The organism is Pseudomonas sp. FYR_7 (assembly GCF_043106155.1).
In the GTDB taxonomy this organism is placed as follows: Bacteria; Pseudomonadota; Gammaproteobacteria; order Pseudomonadales; family Pseudomonadaceae; genus Aquipseudomonas; species Aquipseudomonas parafulva_B.
The window spans coordinates 82,666-100,345 of sequence record NZ_JBICMI010000061.1 but is presented as its reverse complement, the minus strand read 5'-3'; the positions used below and the strand labels follow the sequence as shown (position 1 = coordinate 100,345).

14 protein-coding genes and 1 pseudogene are annotated in these 17,680 nt (G+C 61.0%); 9 read left to right on the top strand and 6 right to left on the bottom strand.

Annotated features, from left to right (window positions below):
* The first annotated feature begins 70 nt into the window (after positions 1 to 70).
* Positions 71 to 469, top strand: a complete 399-nt coding sequence (locus ACF8R3_RS15460; RefSeq protein ID WP_028687491.1) for a MerR family DNA-binding transcriptional regulator — start codon at positions 71 to 73, stop codon at positions 467 to 469.
* A gap of 19 nt (positions 470 to 488) precedes the next feature.
* Positions 489 to 1,388: a hydroxymethylglutaryl-CoA lyase gene (locus tag ACF8R3_RS15455; protein WP_058638308.1), complete on the top strand. Its 900-nt coding sequence runs from the start codon at positions 489 to 491 to the stop codon at positions 1,386 to 1,388.
* A 534-nt stretch (positions 1,389 to 1,922) separates the two neighbouring features.
* Here the strand turns inward: ACF8R3_RS15455 and ACF8R3_RS15450 are convergent.
* The gene (locus tag ACF8R3_RS15450) at positions 1,923 to 2,429 is read right to left on the bottom strand and encodes an MgtC/SapB family protein (protein WP_058638309.1); all 507 of its coding nucleotides are present in this window, start codon (positions 2,427 to 2,429) and stop codon (positions 1,923 to 1,925) included.
* A 277-nt stretch (positions 2,430 to 2,706) separates the two neighbouring features.
* Between ACF8R3_RS15450 and ACF8R3_RS15445 the strand changes: the two genes are divergently transcribed.
* The 4 genes from ACF8R3_RS15445 (at position 2,707) to ACF8R3_RS15430 (ending at position 8,057) form a co-directional block, all read left to right on the top strand.
* Entirely contained in the window at positions 2,707 to 2,946 is a 240-nt protein-coding gene (locus tag ACF8R3_RS15445; protein ID WP_392515846.1) for a DUF3203 family protein, read from the top strand.
* A 120-nt stretch (positions 2,947 to 3,066) separates the two neighbouring features.
* The gene (ccoG, locus tag ACF8R3_RS15440) at positions 3,067 to 4,470 is read left to right on the top strand and encodes a cytochrome c oxidase accessory protein CcoG (RefSeq protein WP_392515845.1); all 1,404 of its coding nucleotides are present in this window, start codon (positions 3,067 to 3,069) and stop codon (positions 4,468 to 4,470) included.
* 49 nt (positions 4,471 to 4,519) lie between these two features.
* Positions 4,520 to 5,929, top strand: coding sequence for a GntR family transcriptional regulator MpaR (gene mapR / locus ACF8R3_RS15435; protein WP_058605418.1), 1,410 nt, complete (start codon positions 4,520 to 4,522; stop codon positions 5,927 to 5,929).
* Between the two features lie 484 nt (positions 5,930 to 6,413).
* Positions 6,414 to 8,057, top strand: a complete 1,644-nt coding sequence (locus tag ACF8R3_RS15430; RefSeq protein ID WP_392515869.1) for an ATP-binding protein — start codon at positions 6,414 to 6,416, stop codon at positions 8,055 to 8,057.
* Positions 8,058 to 8,073: 16 nt separating this feature from the next.
* On the opposite strand, the gene ACF8R3_RS15425 is transcribed toward ACF8R3_RS15430, so the two are convergent.
* The 4 genes from ACF8R3_RS15425 to ACF8R3_RS15410 form a co-directional block, all read right to left on the bottom strand.
* The gene (locus ACF8R3_RS15425; RefSeq protein WP_058638312.1) at positions 8,074 to 8,820 is read right to left on the bottom strand and encodes an SDR family oxidoreductase; all 747 of its coding nucleotides are present in this window, start codon (positions 8,818 to 8,820) and stop codon (positions 8,074 to 8,076) included.
* Between the two features lie 678 nt (positions 8,821 to 9,498).
* Positions 9,499 to 11,031, bottom strand: a complete 1,533-nt coding sequence (locus tag ACF8R3_RS15420) for a DHA2 family efflux MFS transporter permease subunit (RefSeq protein ID WP_058638313.1) — start codon at positions 11,029 to 11,031, stop codon at positions 9,499 to 9,501.
* Positions 11,028 to 12,221 carry an efflux RND transporter periplasmic adaptor subunit gene (locus ACF8R3_RS15415; protein WP_392515844.1) on the bottom strand — a complete coding sequence of 398 codons (1,194 nt, stop codon included), beginning with the start codon at positions 12,219 to 12,221 and terminating at the stop codon, positions 11,028 to 11,030. Before ACF8R3_RS15415 ends, ACF8R3_RS15420 begins: the two co-directional genes overlap by 4 nt.
* Positions 12,222 to 12,251: 30 nt before the next feature.
* Positions 12,252 to 12,725 (bottom strand): MarR family winged helix-turn-helix transcriptional regulator, encoded by a 474-nt coding sequence (locus ACF8R3_RS15410; RefSeq protein ID WP_058638315.1) that lies wholly within the window; start codon positions 12,723 to 12,725, stop codon positions 12,252 to 12,254.
* Positions 12,726 to 12,963: 238 nt separating this feature from the next.
* On the opposite strand from ACF8R3_RS15410, the gene ACF8R3_RS15405 reads away from it, so the two are divergent.
* On the top strand, positions 12,964 to 13,962 hold the full coding sequence (locus tag ACF8R3_RS15405) for a FecR family protein (RefSeq protein ID WP_058638316.1): 999 nt from the start codon (positions 12,964 to 12,966) through the stop codon (positions 13,960 to 13,962).
* Between the two features lie 10 nt (positions 13,963 to 13,972).
* On the opposite strand, the gene ACF8R3_RS15400 is transcribed toward ACF8R3_RS15405, so the two are convergent.
* Positions 13,973 to 15,292 (bottom strand): Na+/H+ antiporter family protein, encoded by a 1,320-nt coding sequence (locus ACF8R3_RS15400; protein WP_058638317.1) that lies wholly within the window; start codon positions 15,290 to 15,292, stop codon positions 13,973 to 13,975.
* Between the two features lie 216 nt (positions 15,293 to 15,508).
* Here ACF8R3_RS15400 and ACF8R3_RS15395 point away from each other — a divergent pair.
* Positions 15,509 to 16,795 (top strand): annotated as a pseudogene (locus tag ACF8R3_RS15395) (HAMP domain-containing protein); the annotation flags it as partial.
* 102 nt (positions 16,796 to 16,897) lie between these two features.
* Positions 16,898 to 17,653 carry a methyl-accepting chemotaxis protein gene (locus ACF8R3_RS15390; RefSeq protein WP_371259672.1) on the top strand — a complete coding sequence of 252 codons (756 nt, stop codon included), beginning with the start codon at positions 16,898 to 16,900 and terminating at the stop codon, positions 17,651 to 17,653.
* Positions 17,654 to 17,680: the final 27 nt, after the last annotated feature.

The following is a 17,680-nucleotide window of genomic DNA, read 5'->3' as shown; positions in this document are numbered from 1 at the left end:
CAGTCGCCCACCTTGACGTATACGTAAAGCACGCTTCAGGATGGCGGCATATCCTGCCCAGAGCCCTGGTATGAGTACCCAGACCTACAGTATTTCCGACCTGTCCCGTGAGCTGGACATCACCACGCGCGCCATTCGTTTTTACGAAGAGCAAGGGCTGCTGCGCCCCGAGCGACGCGGCCTTGAGCGCATCTATTCGGCGCGGGACAAGGTCAGCCTCAAACTTATCCTGCGTGGCAAGCGCATCGGCTTCTCGCTGGCAGAGTGCCGTGAGTTGATCGAGCTGTACGACCCTTCGGGCGGCAACCTCAAGCAACTGAACAGCATGCTCGCCAAGATCGCCGAGCGGCGCGCCCAACTGGAACAGCAAATGCTCGACATCCACCAGATGCAGCTTGAGCTGGACACTGCCCAGGAGCGCTGTGAACAGGCCCTGGCGTGCACGCTTGCCAATAAAGACCACGGTTGACCGTTACAGGAACCTCATCATGTCCTTGCCTGAAAAAGTTCGTCTGGTAGAAGTTGGCCCTCGCGACGGGCTGCAGAACGAAGCCCAGCCCATCAGTGTCGCCGACAAGGTGCGGCTGGTGGACGACCTCACAGCGGCTGGCCTTGCCTACATCGAAGTGGGCAGTTTCGTTTCACCCAAGTGGGTGCCGCAAATGGCCGGTTCGGCCGAGGTGTTCGCCAGTATCGACCAGCGTCCGGGCGTCACCTACGCAGCGCTGGCGCCCAATCTGCGCGGCTTCGAAGATGCCGCGGCGGCGGGCGTCAAGGAGGTGGCGGTATTCGCCGCCGCGTCCGAGGCATTCTCGCAGCGCAATATCAACTGTTCCATCTCGCAAAGCCTGAGTCGTTTCGAACCCATCATCGAGGCCGCGCGAGCCCAGGGTGTGCGGGTGCGTGGGTACGTATCCTGTGTGCTCGGCTGCCCGTACGAGGGCCCGGTCCGTGCAGAGCAGGTACTGCCGGTGGCGCGTGCCCTGCACCAGATGGGCTGCTACGAAGTGTCGCTGGGCGATACCATCGGTACCGGTACTGCTGGTGACGTTCGACGCTTGTTCGAGGTGATAGCGGCCCATGTTCCCCGCGCGCAATTGGCGGGGCACTTCCACGATACTTATGGCCAAGCCCTGGCCAACGTATATGCGAGCCTTCTTGAAGGCATCAGCACCTTCGACAGCTCGGTGGCGGGTTTGGGTGGCTGCCCCTATGCCAAGGGCGCGACCGGTAACGTCGCGACCGAAGATGTCGTTTACCTGCTTGATGGGTTGGGCATCGAGACCGGTATCGACCTGGAGCGCTTGATCGAGGCTGGGCAGCGCATCAGCACGGTGCTGGGAAGGGCCAATGGATCGCGCGTTGCACGTGCGCGACAGGCGCGCTAGGTCATCAAGGTGTCACAACAATGTGGGTGAAGTGTTACCGCTCGCTTGGCGACGAAGCCAGATACGGGTATCCCGGAAACATCCAGTGAGGTTTTTCCGACGCCCTGCTTTCATGAATTTCTTCATGCCATTGATTTAAAAGGGTTTTTCAAAACTGGCACGGGACCTGCTATATCTCTTGCATAACAAGAACAACAAAGCGTCACTTAATAAAAATAATAGAGAACGGCTCTGACAGAACAAGAACAACACGGCAGAGGCGTAGCAAGCAGATTTTTTTGGAGTCGACCCGCATTCCTGGGGCAAGCCCCGCGAATTGGCACAGAACAATAAAACTACCTCAAGGTAGCAGCAGCCAACTCGGATCATGCGTGATGAAGGTCGGTCAGCGCTCAAAAAAATACGTTTGCTCTTGGCCCCGCATGGGGGCCTTGCACCACCAGGGCAGGCTGACAAAAACAACAACAGGCCAGCCCCAAGAATAAAAAGAGCAAGCAGCAACGCTTTGGGGGGAGCTTCGGCTCCCCTTAGTGCTTACCCCTCCTCCTTCTGTTTTTCCTCGTGCTTGCCCTCGGCCTTCTCCACCAGCAGCGGCATCGTGCCCAATACCAGCAGCGCGAGCACCGTACTTATCAATGCAGTGGCTTCCCGGCCCATCCCAGCGGCAGTGCCTATGGCAGCGGTCATCCAAAGGCCAGCGGCGGTGGTCAACCCTTTCACGTGGCTGGTGTCCCGTCCGTTGCCTTTCAAGATGGTGCCTGCTCCGAGAAAACCGATGCCGGCGACGATGCCCTGGATCACGCGGCTAAGGGCCTGTTCGTCGGCGCCTGCCATGCTGGGCGCCAACACGAACAGGGCAGCACCGAGCGACACCAGCATGTGCGTGCGCACCCCGGCGGATTTGCCCCGGTGTTCGCGTTCGAACCCCAAAACCGCGCCGAGCAGCGATGCCATCAACAAGCGAATTAGAATGCGTGTGACCTCGTGCGCATCGGTCACATCCGCGAATTCGATCTGGATGGCGTGCCAGATAGTTTCCATCCTGTACGTTCTCTCCAAAGGCTGAGTGCTTGGCAAACGTCCGGTGCCTAGGTCGTGGGGCCATGCTTGCCCCAAGTGCCAACACATCCACCACGGCCCTTGTGCGATCCTGATTGCCGGCGATGGGCTGCACAGCTGCCCACACCACCGGGCCCTGCATTCCCTGTTCACCTTCATGGACCCCAAGAGCCTCTGCAAAGTGCCGTTGAGCCAAGGGGGTGCAACGATGCTCAATACCCTGCGGTCAACCGTTCGAATTCACATCAGGAGACGTGTCATGCCAGTCGAAATCAATGCTCAAACCCAACGCTGCACGCTCATCAACGACCAGCAGCGTCTCGAAGGCGCCGCTTGTGACATCGAAATCGTGACCGACGAGCGACTGCGCATGTCAGTCGCGGTACTGGGTGCAATGCACACGCCGATCACCGAAATCGAGGCCGATGCGCTCACGGTGGCCGGTGCGGTCGATAGCCGCAGGCATCTTAAGAACACCGCGCCAGGCTCGATCATATAAGGGGCTGCACGGCCTGCACCTCAACTGATATGGTTTTTATCGCCAAGGCTGAGCCTGTGCTGATAGCAGACTGACGGCCATAGTGCACATGCCTGATCCAGGCTAGATGAGCACGGAGCCATGACCGACAGAACGCCTTATTCAGTGATTGCCACTGTCCCTGCCAACCCTTCCCGCCGTGTCGGCGACGCCGCCATCCACACGCGCAGTTTCAGCGGGGTGTACCGCACGCTGCGCATCGGTTTCGCCGGGACCCTGTTTGCCCTGTTCTTCGGCACTGCCTGGCTGAACTGGAACGGTCGTCAGGCGGTACTGTGGGACCTGGGCAACAGCAAGTTCCACATCTTTGGCGCGACCTTCTGGCCACAGGACTTCATTCTGCTCTCGGCGCTGCTGATCATCTGTGCGTTCGGCTTGTTCGCCATCACAGTCTACGCCGGGCGGGTCTGGTGCGGTTACAGCTGCCCGCAAAGCACCTGGACCTGGTTGTTCATGTGGTGCGAAAAAATCACCGAAGGCGACCGCAACCAACGCATCAAGCTGGCCGCAGCGCCCTGGAGTCTCGACAAGGCCGCCAGACGCCTCACCAAGCATTCGCTGTGGCTGGCCATAGGCCTGGTCACCGGCGTGACCTTCGTTGGTTACTTCACACCCATTCGTCCGCTGGCATCCGAACTGCTCACACTTCAACTGGGCGGCGTTGCGCTGTTCTGGGTGTTGTTCTTCACAGCCGCTACCTACTTCAATGCCGGCTTGCTGCGCGAAGCGGTCTGCCTGCACATGTGCCCCTATGCCCGGTTCCAGAGCGTGATGTTCGACAAGGACACCCTGGCCGTGGCTTACGATCCGCGCCGTGGCGAGGCACGTGGCGCGCGCAAGAAAGGCAGCGACGCCCGCGCCCAGGGCCTGGGTGACTGTATCGACTGCACGTTGTGCGTTCAGGTATGCCCTACCGGCATCGACATTCGCGACGGTTTGCAAATGGCCTGCATCGGCTGCGCCGCCTGTATCGATGCCTGCGACGGTGTGATGGACAAGATGGGCTACAGACGTGGGCTGATCGGGTACAAGTCAGAACACAGCCTGCAAGGGGGTACTACGCATTGGCTACGACCACGCCTGCTCGGTTACGCCGCAGCACTGCTGGTGATGATCGGTGCATTGTGCGTGGCGTTGTACCTGCGGCCGATGGTATCGCTGGATGTGATCAAGGACCGTGGTCTGTTCCGCGAAAATGCACTGGGTCAGATCGAGAACATCTACCTGCTCAAGGTGATCAACAAGACCGAGCACACTCAACACTACGCGCTGCGGTTGCTCGATGCCGAGGGCTTTACCCTCCAGGGGCAGACGGCGCTTACCGTATCGGCCGGCGAAATGAGCGAAATTCCGGTGTCGGTGGCGATGCTGGCCGACCGACCCGAAAGCAGCTCGGTGCCGCTTGCATTCGAAATCAGCGAACGCGACGACGCGTCGGTGCGCAGCGTGGCGCACAGCCGCTTCGTGGCGCCCATGAACCGATGACGCCTACACTCCTCTTCCCTTGCCTGCCAGGCTTCGACAGAAGGCCACAATGAAACGTTACGAACGCTTCGCCGACGACATCGCCGAACTCATCCGCTCCGGCGTACTGGGCCCTGGTGAACGCGTGCCCTCCGTGCGGTACGCCAGCCAGACCCATGGGGTCAGCCCCTCCACGGTTTTCCAGGCGTATTACCTGCTGGAACGGCGTGGACTGATTCGCGCCCGGCCGCGCTCAGGCTACTTCGTCAATGCCCACGCCACTCGTCAATTCAGCGAGCCCCAAGCGCTGCACCCGATCAGCGAGTCCACTGATGTGGACGTCAGTGCCCTGGTTTTTTCCATCCTTGATTCGATCAAGGACCCCAACACGGTACCCTTCGGTTCGGCCTTCCCCAGTCCCTCGCTATTCCCTCTGCAGCGCCTGTCCCGGTCACTGGCCAGCGCCAGCCGTGCCATGGACCCTCGTGTGGCGGTCACCGACCTGTCGCCCGGCAACCCGCAACTGCGTCGGCAGATTGCCCTGCGCTACATGGTCGGCGGGCTGATGCTGCCGATGGAAGAGCTGCTGATCACCAACGGCGCACTTGAGGCCCTGAACCTTTGTCTTCAGGCTGTCACCCAGCCAGGTGACCTGGTCGCAATCGAAGCGCCCGCGTTCTATGCTTGCCTGCAGATACTGGAGCGGCTCAAACTCAAAGCCGTGGAAATTCCCGTGCATCCCCGCGAGGGCATGGACCTGGAGGTGCTGGCCCAAACGCTGCAAAAGCACCCGGTCAAGGCGGTGTGGTGCATGACCACGTTCCAGAACCCGGTCGGCGCCAGCATGCCGGAGGCCAAGAAGCAGGCGTTGGTCGAGCTGGTGACACGCCACCAAGTGCCCCTTATTGAAGACGATGTCTACGCCGAGCTCTACTACGCCCAGCAGGCACCCAAGCCTGCGAAGGCATTCGATACCCAGGGCCTGGTCATGCACTGCGGCTCCTTCGCCAAGAGCCTCGCCCCGGGCTACCGCATCGGCTGGGTCGCCGCAGGGCGGTTTGCGCAGAAGGTCGAGCGGTTGAAGCTCATGACCTCGCTCTGCGCCTCGATGCCCGCCCAGGCTGCCATCGCCGACTACCTCCAGCACGGTGGCTACGATCGCCACCTGCGCAAGTTGCGTTATGCACTCGAAGGCCAGCAAGCCAATATGCTGGCGGCGATCGGGCGTCACTTCCCGGCACAGACACGGGTCAGTCAACCGTCAGGGGGGTACTTCCTCTGGCTGGAGTTACCGCAACAGATGGATGCGCTGAAGCTGTTCCACATGGCCCTGGCGCAAGGCATCAGCATTGCCCCGGGGCCGATCTTCTCGCCCACCCGACGCTTCGGCAACTGCATCCGGCTCAACTATGGCAGCCCTTGGAACGAAGCAGCCGAGCAGGCAATGGCCACCCTGGGGCGGATAATTCGCTCTTTCTGAGGTCTGCGTTCAACCCTTCATGCGCGCACGGCTATAGTTGTCGAAATTTCCAAGCCGAATCGCCCGCATGACATCACAAACGCCTCTGGATGACCGCGCAGCGCTACAGGCCAGGCTGCTTGAGCTCGAGGCCGAGCACGAGCAGCTGCGCCTGAAAGCTGCTGCCTATGACGCCGTCGTCGAGCAAATCGATGAAGGCCTGTGCGTCCTGCAAGTGCTCGAGGATGAGCACGGCCAACTCAATGACTATCGCTACCTGATGTACAACGCGGCTTGTGCCCGCCACACCCTCCATTTTAAAGAGGTAGGTTTGACCGCAAGGCAGACCATCCCCGACGAAGTGGACCAATGGCTCCCACATTTCGCCGAGGTGGCGCGTACGGGTGTGCCCCTGCACTTCGAGCAGCGGCTGGCAGTCTCGAACCGGTCGCTGACCTTGAAAGTTAGCCGCCTCGAGCCCGCCTGCGAGCGGATATTGCTGATTCTGTTCACCGGCAGGCCCGACGAAAACGCTGGCATCCATCAGTTGCAGGCGCTCAACCAGGAACTGGCGCAGCAAGTGGACAGAGAGCTTGCCAGTCGCAAGCTGCTGGGCAATCTGGTCGATCACAGCGTTGCCAACGTATTCGCGGCCGATTGCAACTTCAGGCTGCTGGCGATCAACCGCACCGCGCAGGAAACCCTCAAACGCTGGCGCGGCCTGGTGCCCAAGGTCGGTGAGTACATCCCCGACTTCATCGCCGACCAGCCGGACATCGTCAAGCAACTGAACGGGCTGTGGCCAAGGATCATGACGGGTGAATCTTTCGTGGACACCGTTGCCGTTGGCCTGGAAGGAAATGTCCGCCACTACGAGGTGCGCTACAACCCGCTGCTCGATGCCGAGCAGGTCGTGCAGGGTGGTTTCATGTTCGCCTACGACATCACTGAGCGCGTCGCTGAACAACAGCGCCTTGAGCAAGTGGAAGAAACCCTAAGGCAGTCCCAGAAAATGGAGGCTATCGGACAGCTGACCGGCGGTATCTCCCATGACTTCAACAATTTGCTCGGCAGCATAATGGGGGCGCTGGAGGTTGCCGCTCAGCGACAAACCGAAGGTCGCTATCCGGATGCTGCCAGGCTCATGGGGTTGGCCAGGCAGGATACGAAGCGAGCGGCCACACTGGTGCAACGACTGCTGGCGTTCGCTCGGCAACAGAAACTGAGCCCGCAGACCGTCGACGTCCATGAGTTGGTGACCAGCATGCACGATCTCATCAAAAGCTCGTTGCACGCCAGCATCGAGTTCCAGGACCTCACCAAGTCTGGGCACTGGCTTGTCCAGATTGACCCTTCCCAGCTGGAAAACGCATTGCTCAACCTGTGCATCAATGCACGCGACGCCATGCCGGTAGGCGGCACGCTGATCATTCGCAACAGTGACGTGCGGGTATACCCTTCACTGGCCGAACGACTGCATTTGCCTGTCGGCGATTACGTCAGGATTTCTGTCAGTGACAATGGCGTAGCAATGAGCAGCGATGTGGCAGAACGTGCCATGGAACCGTTTTTCACCACCAAGCCGCTCGGCCAGGGATCGGGACTGGGGCTCCCCATGGTCTACGGCTTCATCCGTCAATCCGAGGGGCAGGTAAAGATCACCAGCTCGCCGGGGCAAGGAACCTGCGTAGACCTCTATCTACCCAAGGACACAGGCCAGGTCGCTGCGAGCATTGACAAGGTATCAACGCCCTTCTGCCCTCCCCAGCAGGGCAAGCATCTGGTCATGCTGGTGGAGGACGAAGACACATTGCGGCTGGTGATAGAGGAACTGCTCATTGATCAAGGGATGGAGGTGCGCGTCTTCACCGAGGGCTCGCAGGCCTTGAAAGCGTTAAGGGCCGGCCTGCAGCCATCGCTGTTGATTACCGACATCGGTTTGCCAGGGAGAGTCAGTGGCAAGCAGCTGGAAACCGCCCTGCCCGACTCGGCAGCCCTGCTCTACATCACTGGCTACGCTGATCAACAGGGCATCGCCATGTCGCGCAGAGGTGCGGTGATGTGCAAGCCCTTCGCATTGGCCGCGCTGGTCGAACAGGTGGGCCTGCTGCTGGCGAGCGCCGCCGCCGACTCGAACAGGCGCAGTTGATGATGCGAGCAGCTGGTCATCTTCCGCCACTCAGGTCGATGAATGTACCTGTCGAATAGGAAGCTTTGTCAGACAGCAGCCAGAGGATCGCCTCGGCCACCTCCTCAGGCCGCCCGCCTCGGCCCATGGGCAACCCAGGCTCGAGTTTGCTGACGCGATCCGGATCTCCCGACAGCGCATGAAAGCCGGTGTGGATGTAGCCGGGCCTGACCCCGTTGACCCTTACCCCTTCAGCAGCCAGCTCTTTGGCCAGGCCCACCGTGAACGTGTCGAGCGCGCCTTTGGAGGCGGCGTAATCAATGTACTCGTTCGGTGACCCGAGGCGGGCGGCCAGGGATGAGACGTTGACGATGCCCCCGCCATTCCCCCCGTGACGTGCGGCCATGCGCAATACAGCGTGCTTGGCGCAGAGCATGGGGCCGACGATGTTGGTCTTCATCATGCTGAGCAATCGCGCCTCGGTCATATGTTCGAGGCGGGTTTGGGGAGCGATGGTGGCGGCATTGTTCACCAGGGCCGAGATCGGCCCCAGATCTTCATCTACACGTTGGAACATCGCGATGATGTCGGCTTCGCTGCTGACGTCGGCGCGCACGGCGATAGCCTTTGCGCCCAAGGTACGGACCTGGCTAAGGATGGCATCGGCAGCTTCATCGTTGCTGCGGTAGTTGATGCACAGATGGTAGCCATGCCGGGCGGCGAGCAGGGCGGTGGCAGCGCCTATGCCGCGGCTGGCACCGGTGATGAGGATGACGGGGTTCATGAGGTGCCGGAGATGTTGAGGTGGTGATTTGACGATAGAGGAAATGAAAGGCGGTTGCCAGTTAAGCGCGCCAAGATGGGCTGAACAAGCAAACTTTCAGTTAGGCGTGAGTTTGTGAATTAATCGACTAAACCCTATCTAAGATAGTGATTTGTTGTCGGTAAATACTGCACCGAAGTCCGAGAATACCCATAGAGAGCGCGTTTCACAACGAAACTTCCTACGAAAATTTGGCCCCCCCTGCGCGATGACATCAGCAATTGAGAATATAGAAGATGGCAAATGGAACACTGTCCTGATTACCCATTCGCCACTGCACGGATGAGCGGCGACACAGAGCCATTGCCATGGAACGAACCCGAACGCAACGTAATGAGATGAGGGATGCCAGTGACAACCGTGAGGATGGCCACATGGGCCTCTTCGACGCGATGGCCAAGCCAGGGGTGGGGGTAGGAAGATCTGCCCCTGATCGGGACGTGCATGCACAAACGTCTTTCCAAGGTTACCGCGCTGATGCGGCGATGTTCAGCAGCGAGGACTCGAAATTCACGGTTCCCCATCAAACTCACTTGGGGCTGCTGCGCAGCCCATCGCGGTCGGTCCGGCGCCCCGGCAAGACCGCTACACAAGCCCCAGTACTTAGCAAAGGCACCGGTCGCGTACCCCAAATCAAACTCAATGCCCGCCCCCCGGCCCCGCCTTGGCCGTAAACGGCGGCTTCGCGAACCAGACCAACAAAATCAACCCTGCGAACACCCACGTCATCAACATGAAGTAGTCCACCGTCGACATCATGTAAGCCTGCCCGTTGAGCACCTGCTCCAGCTGCGCATAGTTGTGCAGGTTCGCCCCACCCATCTGCTCAAGCGTGTGCCGCGTCGCCGGCTCGTACTGACTGATGTGCTCACTCAAGTAGGCATGGTGCTGGTCAGCCCGTCGAATCCAGATCCACGTCGTCAACGAAGCCGCGAAGCTCCCACCCAATGTGCGCAGGAACGTTGCCAAGCCTGATCCGTCGGCTATCTGCTGGGGCGGCAGGTCCGACAACAGGATGCTCAGTGTGGGCATGAAGAACAGCGCAACCCCAATCCCCATGAACAACTGCACCAATGCCACATGCTGGAAATCCACCTGGCTGGTGAACCCCGCCCGCATGTAGCAGCTGCTGCCGATGGCCAGGAACGCTAGCCCTGCCAGAATCCGCAAATCGAAGCGATGCGCGTACTTGCCCACGAATGGTGACATGATTACCGGCAATATCCCGATAGGCGCCACCGCCAGGCCCGCCCAGGTGGCGGTGTAGCCCATCTGTGTCTGCAACCACTGCGGCAGGATCAAGTTGATGCCGAAGAACCCTGCATAGCCACCCACCAGGACGATGGTCCCCACGCGGAAATTGCGGTGGGCGAACAACCGCAGGTTTACCACCGGGTGCCGGTCGGTGAGTTCCCAGATGACGAACACGGCCAAAAACACGACGGAGATCAGCGTGCCGATGATGATGAACGAGGACTCGAACCAGTCCAGGTCATTGCCTTTGTCCAGCACCACCTGCAACGCCCCTACCCCAACAATCAAGGTCAGCAGCCCTATGTAGTCCATCGGCTGCCGGCTGGTGACCACTGGACGATCGCGCATCTGCTGGCGCACCACCGCAGCGGCGAACAGGCCGATAGGCACGTTGATGAAGAAGATCCATGGCCAGCTGTAACTGTCCGTGATCCACCCACCCAGGATGGGCCCGGCAATAGGCGCCACAACCGTTACCATGGCCAGTAGCGCAAGCGCCATACCCCGCTTGGCAGGGGGGTAGACCGCAATCAGCAGGGTCTGGGTCATGGGATACAACGGACCGGCTACCACCCCTTGCAACACCCGAAAGCCTACAAGCTCCGGCATCGATTGGGCGATCCCACACAAGAACGATGCCAGCACGAACAGCAAGGTCGCCCACAGGAACAACTTCACTTCGCCAAAGCGCCGGCTCAACCAGCCCGTCAGCGGCAAGGCGATGGCATTGCTCACGGCGAACGAGGTGATGACCCATGTCCCTTGCTCGTAACTGACCCCCAAGTTGCCCGAGATGGTCGGCAAGGCCACGTTGGCAATGGTGGTGTCCAGCACCTGCATGAACGTGGCAAGCGACAAGCCGATGGTGGTCAGCAGCAGGCTTGGCGGGGTGAACTGGGCAGTGGCGTTATTGCTCATCGCTGAGCCGTCTTGCCAGACGCGCTGTTGTCACGGATCAGTTGCTCGATCAGCTTGTCCGCCTCGACCAACTGGCGATCGTAGACGTCGGTGGTGTAGCTCGCCTGTTGCGGCGGTTGCTGGGCCAGGGCCGGGCCACTCTGGTCGTGCAGGTCCACATCCACAACCGTGGACAGGCCGATTCGCAAGGGATGGTCCTTCAACTGGTCGGGGTTCAGGTGAATCCGCACCGGCACCCGCTGCACGATCTTGATCCAGTTGCCGGTCGCGTTCTGCGCAGGCAGCAAGGCGAAGGCGCTACCGGTGCCGGCACCCAGGCTGTCCACCGTGCCGCTGTAGGTGACGTCGCTGCCATACAGGTCGGCAGTGATCTCCACCGGTTGGCCGATGCGCATCTGGCGCAACTGGGTTTCCTTGAAGTTGGCGTCGATCCATACCTGGTCGAGCGGGATCACTGCCATGGTGGCAGTACCGGGTTGCAGGCGCTGCCCGAGCTGCACGCTGCGCTTGGCGACGTAGCCGGTCACCGGCGCGACCAGCGTGGTGCGCGCATGGGCCAGGTAGGCCTGCCGCAGGTCGGCCACCGCGGCCATGACTTCCGGGTGCGAAGCCACCACGGTATCGTCGACCAAAGCAGCACTGGTACTCAGTTGCTGGCGGGCACTGTTGACAGCCGCCTGGGCAACACTCAGGTCATCGCGCGCATGGGAAAGCTCTTCGCCAGCGATGGCGCCGCTTTCGGCCAGCACCTTGCGCCGGTTGAAGTCCTGCTGAGCCTTGCGCAGTTCGGCTTGGCGCGTCTGCAACTGTGCCTTGAGCGAATCGACGTTGCTGTACAGACCACGCACCTGCCTTACGGTACGCGCAAGGTTGGCTTGAGCCGATTGCAGGGCCACCTGGCTGTCGGCCGGGTCGAACTGCAGCAAGACCTGGCCGGCATGTACCAGGTCGCCATCGTCGGCGCCAATGCTGGTGACCGTCCCGGTCACCAATGGCGTGATTTCGACCACGTTGCCGTTGACGTAGGCGTCATCGGTGCTCTCGTACCAACGCCCAACCAGGCTGTACCAGGCCCAGGTGCCCAACCCGCCGAGGATCAGCAGCACCAGCAGGCCAATCAGCCAGAGCTTGCGCTTGCGCGAGGAGGCAGGTGCCTCGGTAGGTGCAGGGGTGTCTGAGGAAGTGTCCATGACAATACCTTGGAATAAAGGAAACGGGGTTCAACGATCACCGAAACGACGGATCGTCAGCGGATCGCCAGCGCCAAGCAGTACCTTGGCCAGCAGACGCTCCAGGTCTTGGAGCTCATCGGCTGCCAGTGCGCCACACAGCTCGTTCATGGCGGCAGCGCCGATCTCGGGCAAACGGTCGGCCAGCCGCTGGCCATCGGCGGTCAACGCCAGGCGCACCACGCGGCGGTCCGTGGGGCATCGGGTGCGTACAAGCAGATCCTTGTGCTCCAGGCGATCGAGCATGCGCGTCATCGATCCGCTGTCCAGACCCAGGTAGCGGCAGACCTCAGCGGGTGTATCGACCTGGTACTGCGTCACGATGATCAACACCTTGAACTGCGCAGCCGTGACGCCCTCGGACTCCAGATGCCAGTCGAGAATCCGGTCCTTCAGAAGCGCCGCACGGCCCAGCAACATGCCGATGGCGCACGTCTCGAAATTGTCAGGCGAGAAATGGGGCATGAATGATTGCTCGAACAAGTGTGTGCAAATATTACTGCCTAGGCAGTGAATGTCAAAGACTTAATTAGCTTGCTATGTACGCGTCACGAGGGCCTCGCGTCATGGCGCGAAGCGTTCTCAAAAGCGAAAAATCTGAAGGCTTTCGCCGGAAAAGACCGGGAAATGAAAGGGATTAGCGGCTTGGCGTGTTCCTCGACGCATCGGTGGAACGTTAGAATGCGCAAAACCCGGAGCCGCGATGAATCAAGACCGCCCTACTATCGACATCGATGACAGCATGGCCGATGCCGCTGCGCACTGGTGCATGCGCCTGCATGAAGGCGATTGCACAACTGCAGAGCGTGAGGCGTTTGGCCGGTGGCTGGCAGCCGATCCGCGTCATGCCGAGGAATACCAAGCCATGCTGGCTATCTGGCACACGGCTGACCTGCTGCCGCGGCCCGCTCAAGCGATCGGGCACGCTGGCCCGGTCAGGCGCAGCGGTCGCAGATGGCGCGCCCAGGCTTACGCAGCCGTCATCGCATTGGCGGCACTCCCGTTGGTGGGATGGATCGGCTGGGAGCAAGGCTGGGTTCCCAACCGCTACCAGCATTTCGAGACCACGGACCACATGCAGACCGTGCAGTTGAGCGACGGCAGCACGGTGCAGCTCAACCTGAACACCGATCTGACTTACCTCAACTTCAAGCACCAGCGCCGTGTCACACTCAAGCATGGCGAGGCATTCTTCACGGTGCACCACGACAGCACCCACCCCTTCGTGGTGCGCGCCGGCAATGGCCAGACCCGCGTGACGGGTACCCGCTTCAATGTCTGGAAATACCAGGACACGGTTAAAGTGACCCTGGTCGAGGGATCGGTGCTGGTCTCCAGCGAGGGCAAGACGGGCTATCGGCTTGGCCCTGGCATGCAGGCCATCTACCGCAAGGGCGATTTCGAGCCTCAACTGCTGGAAAACAGCAACTTTGCCGACGCGCTGGCCTGGCGCAGCGGCAAACTGGTGCTCGACAACTTGACCCTTGAACAAGCACTGCCGGCCATAAACCGCTACCTCGACAAGCCGCTCAGGCTTGCCGATTCCGGTACCGGTCAGATTCGTATCAGCGGCATCTACAACACCCGGGAGGTAGGCCAGCTGGTCAACAACCTGCCCAAGGTGCTGCCGATCTACCTGACCCGCAGCAACGACGGCAGCACGGTGCTCAACCGTATCTCGCCGCCGCCCGCCAAGCGGTGAGCGCCTGCTGCTAGAGCGTCATCGCGGCCAGCCACCCGAAGGCCAGCAGCGGCAGATTGTAGTGAATGAATGTCGGCACCACCGTGTCCCAAATGTGATGGTGCTGCCCGTCCACATTGAGCCCGGAAGTTGGGCCCAGGGTGGAATCCGAGGCTGGCGAGCCTGCGTCACCCAACGCGCCTGCCGTACCCACGATACACACGGTCGCCAAAGGGTCGAAGCCGAGCTGGACGCACAGCGGTACGAAAATCGCGGCCAGAATCGGTACGGTGGAAAACGACGAGCCGATGCCCATGGTGACCAGCAGGCCCACCAACAGCATCAGCAAGGCCCCTACCCCTTTGCTGTGGTTGATCCAATGCGCCGACGTTTCGACCAGGCTTTGCACATCACCAGTGGCTTTCATGACGTCTGCAAAGCCAGAGGCGGTGATCATGATGAAACCAATCATGGCCATCATCTTCATGCCTTCGGTGAACAGGTCATCGGTGTCGCGCCACTTAACGATGCCCGACAGCGAGAAGATCAGAAAGCCGACCATTGCGCCGATGATCATCGAGTCCACCAGCAGCTGGACGACGAACGCGGCAACGATCGCAATGCCGGCCACCAACAGTGTCATCGGGTTGTAGCGCACGCTCACCTGTTCGACCTGCTCGATGCGCGCCAGATCGTAGTCGCGTTTTTTCCGGTAGCTGACAAACACGGCCAACAGCAGGCCTACCAACATGCCAACGGCGGGAATGGCCATGGCGTGGGTGACGTTGACCCCCGTGATATCGACCCCTGCACGCGCTACGTTGGCCAGCAGAATCTGATTGAGGAAGATATTGCCGAAACCCACTGGCAGGAAAATGTAGGGCGTGATCAAGCCGAATGTAATGACGCAAGCGATCAGGCGCCGGTCGATGCGCAGGCGGGTTAGCACATAGAGCAGCGGCGGTACCAGCAATGGAATGAAGGCGATGTGAATGGGCAAAATATTCTGAGACGAGACGGCCACCACCAGCATCAAGCCGATCATCAACCATTTCACCCTGCCACCCTGGTCGTGGCCTTGCCGGTCGATCATGGCCAAAGCCCGGTCGGCCAAGGCATGTGCCAGGCCGGATTTGGCGATGGCCACGGCAAAGGCACCCAGCAACGCGTAGGACAGCGCCACGGTAGCACCCCCGCCGAGCCCGCCATTGAAGGCCTCAAGCGTGCCTTGCACGCCCAGACCGCCGACCAGCCCACCTGCCAGGGCACCGACGATCAGGGCAATGACCACATGTACGCGGGACAGGCTCAGTATCAGCATGATGCCAACCGCGGCAATCACTGCATTCATGGGGGGCTTACCTCACTGGGGACAAAAAAGCGCGCACTCTGACGCAGTGCACGGCAGATGTCAAAACTGCCACGCAGCGGCGATTTGCCCGCAACCGGGCGGATTAAATTGAATGTTTGAATAAAGAAAAGTCTGTAGGCGCCGATACCCACCTGGGGCTGGAAATCGCCTCGCCCGTGCCCTAACCCTTACTTGTCAAAAAAAGGGATCTGCCCCATGCCTCTGCGACACCTTTCCATCCAATGGAAAATCACATTGCTGGCCGGCCTGTGCCTGGCCGGCATCGTCACCCTGCTCATCGGGTTGTCCCTGTACCGGATGGACCACAGCTCGGACCTGGTCAAGGCCAGCAGCATGCAGATGCTGACCGAATCGGCCCAGTCGCGCATCGAATCCCAGGGCGAGGTACAGGCCCTGAACATCCGCCGCCAATTCATGGATGCCTATCAGTACGGCGCGGGCTTTGCCAGGCAGGTACTGTTCCTGCGCGAACAGGCCGAAAAGCGCTTTCTCGATGCGTTCGACCTGCGCGAGGACATGACCCGGCAGGTGCGTGCCGCGCTTCAGGCCAACCCCGATCTGCTGGGCCTGTCCCTGGTGTTCGAGCCCAATGCGCTGGACAGCAAGGACAGCCTGTTCGCCGGCCAGGCACAGCTTGGCAGCAACGAAACCGGCCGCTTCGCCCTGTACTGGTCGCAACCGCACGTGGGCCAGCTGACCTCGATGGCTCTGCCCGAGCGCGACATGGCCGACACTTCCATCGGGCCTAGCGGCCAACCTGCCAATACCTGGTGGGTATGCCCGCGCACGTCGGGCAAGGTCTGCGTGGTCGAACCCTACTTCTATGCCATCGATGGCCAGCAGGTGCTGATGACCAGCATCGTCTTCCCGCTGGTGGTGGACGGCAAGGCGATCGCCACGCTGTCGGTGGACATCAACCTCAACAGCTTGCAGGCACTGAGCGAACAGGCCAGCCGCAGCCTTTATGAAGGCCGCACCACCGTGGGCATTCTGAGCCCGGTGGGCTTGCTGGCAGGTTACAGTCTAGATGCCAGCAAGCTCTCCCAGCGCTTCGACCAGATCGACACGACCAAGGGTGCAGAGCTGGTGGCCAAGATGGCCGACGGCAAAATGACCATCATCAATGATCGCCAGCGCCTGAAAGTGCTCGCGGCCTTCCGTCCGATTCCGGACGCCAAGCCATGGGGCGTGTTGCTGGACGTCCCTGAAAACGCCCTGACCGGGCCTGCCGAGGCACTGAAACAGGAGCTGGACGCCCTCAACACCAGCGGTACCCTCCTCGAACTGGGCCTTGGCCTGGCAGCAGCCATCTTCGGCCTGCTGATGGTGTGGCTGATGGCCCGTGGCGTTACCCGCCCGATCCTGGGCGTGGCGGCCATGCTCAAGGACATCGCCAGTGGTGAAGGTGACCTGACCCGCCGTTTGACCTACGACAAGCAGGATGAACTGGGCGAACTGGCGGGCTGGTTCAACCGTTTCCTGGACAAACTCCAGCCCACCATCGCCGAGGTAAAGCAGTCGGTACAGGCCGCCCGCTCAACGGCCGATCAGTCATCGGCCATCGCTACCCAGACCAGCGCCGGCATGGAACAGCAATACCGCCAGGTGGACCAGGTAGCCACCGCCTCCCATGAGATGAGCGCGACCGCCCAGGACGTCGCCCGAAGCGCTGCGCAAGCCGCGCAGGCGGCCCGCGACGCCGACCAGGCCACCCGCGAAGGGTTGGCGGTGATCGATCGCACCACCCACAGCATCGACTCACTGGCCGCTGACATGAGCACGGCCATGGCCGAGGTCCAGGGCCTGTCGCAGAACAGCGAGAAAATTGGCTCCGTATTGGAAGTCATCCGCTCGATTGCCGAGCAGACCAACTTGCTGGCGCTCAACGCCGCCATCGAAGCAGCCCGAGCCGGTGAGGCCGGGCGCGGCTTTGCGGTGGTTGCCGACGAAGTCCGCAACCTGGCCCAGCGCACCCAGGAGTCGGTCGAAGAAACCCGCCAGGTCATCGAGGCATTGCAGGACGGTACCCGCGAAGTGGTGGGCGCAATGGACAACAGCCATCGTCAGGCCCAAAGCGGCGTGCAGCAGGTGGGCCAGGCCGTGACCGCCTTGCAGCGCATTGGCCAGGCGGTGACGGTCATCACCGACATGAACCTGCAGATCGCCTCGGCAGCCGAGGAACAAAGCGCGGTGGCCGAGGAAATCAACAGCAACGTGGCGACCATTCGCGATGTCACCGAGTCGCTGTCCGGCCAGGCCAACGAATCGGCGAGGGTCAGTCAGTCGCTCAATGCCTTGGCCAACCAGCAGCAGGCATTGATGGACCAGTTCCGCGTCTGAGTCTGCCGCCTGCGCCGCGTCGTCTAC

Coding starts and splice junctions, on each gene's coding strand:
- mapR (WP_058605418.1), top strand. CDS start 4,520: ATGAAACGTTACGAACGCTTCGCCGACGACATCGCCGAACTCATCCGC.
- ACF8R3_RS15415 (WP_392515844.1), bottom strand. CDS start 12,221: ATGGACACTTCCTCAGACACCCCTGCACCTACCGAGGCACCTGCCTCC.
- ACF8R3_RS15460 (WP_028687491.1), top strand. CDS start 71: ATGAGTACCCAGACCTACAGTATTTCCGACCTGTCCCGTGAGCTGGAC.
- ACF8R3_RS15400 (WP_058638317.1), bottom strand. CDS start 15,292: ATGAATGCAGTGATTGCCGCGGTTGGCATCATGCTGATACTGAGCCTG.
- ccoG (WP_392515845.1), top strand. CDS start 3,067: ATGACCGACAGAACGCCTTATTCAGTGATTGCCACTGTCCCTGCCAAC.
- ACF8R3_RS15390 (WP_371259672.1), top strand. CDS start 16,898: ATGGAACAGCAATACCGCCAGGTGGACCAGGTAGCCACCGCCTCCCAT.
- ACF8R3_RS15405 (WP_058638316.1), top strand. CDS start 12,964: ATGAATCAAGACCGCCCTACTATCGACATCGATGACAGCATGGCCGAT.
- ACF8R3_RS15450 (WP_058638309.1), bottom strand. CDS start 2,429: ATGGAAACTATCTGGCACGCCATCCAGATCGAATTCGCGGATGTGACC.
- ACF8R3_RS15410 (WP_058638315.1), bottom strand. CDS start 12,725: ATGCCCCATTTCTCGCCTGACAATTTCGAGACGTGCGCCATCGGCATG.
- ACF8R3_RS15445 (WP_392515846.1), top strand. CDS start 2,707: ATGCCAGTCGAAATCAATGCTCAAACCCAACGCTGCACGCTCATCAAC.
- ACF8R3_RS15420 (WP_058638313.1), bottom strand. CDS start 11,031: ATGAGCAATAACGCCACTGCCCAGTTCACCCCGCCAAGCCTGCTGCTG.
- ACF8R3_RS15425 (WP_058638312.1), bottom strand. CDS start 8,820: ATGAACCCCGTCATCCTCATCACCGGTGCCAGCCGCGGCATAGGCGCT.
- ACF8R3_RS15455 (WP_058638308.1), top strand. CDS start 489: ATGTCCTTGCCTGAAAAAGTTCGTCTGGTAGAAGTTGGCCCTCGCGAC.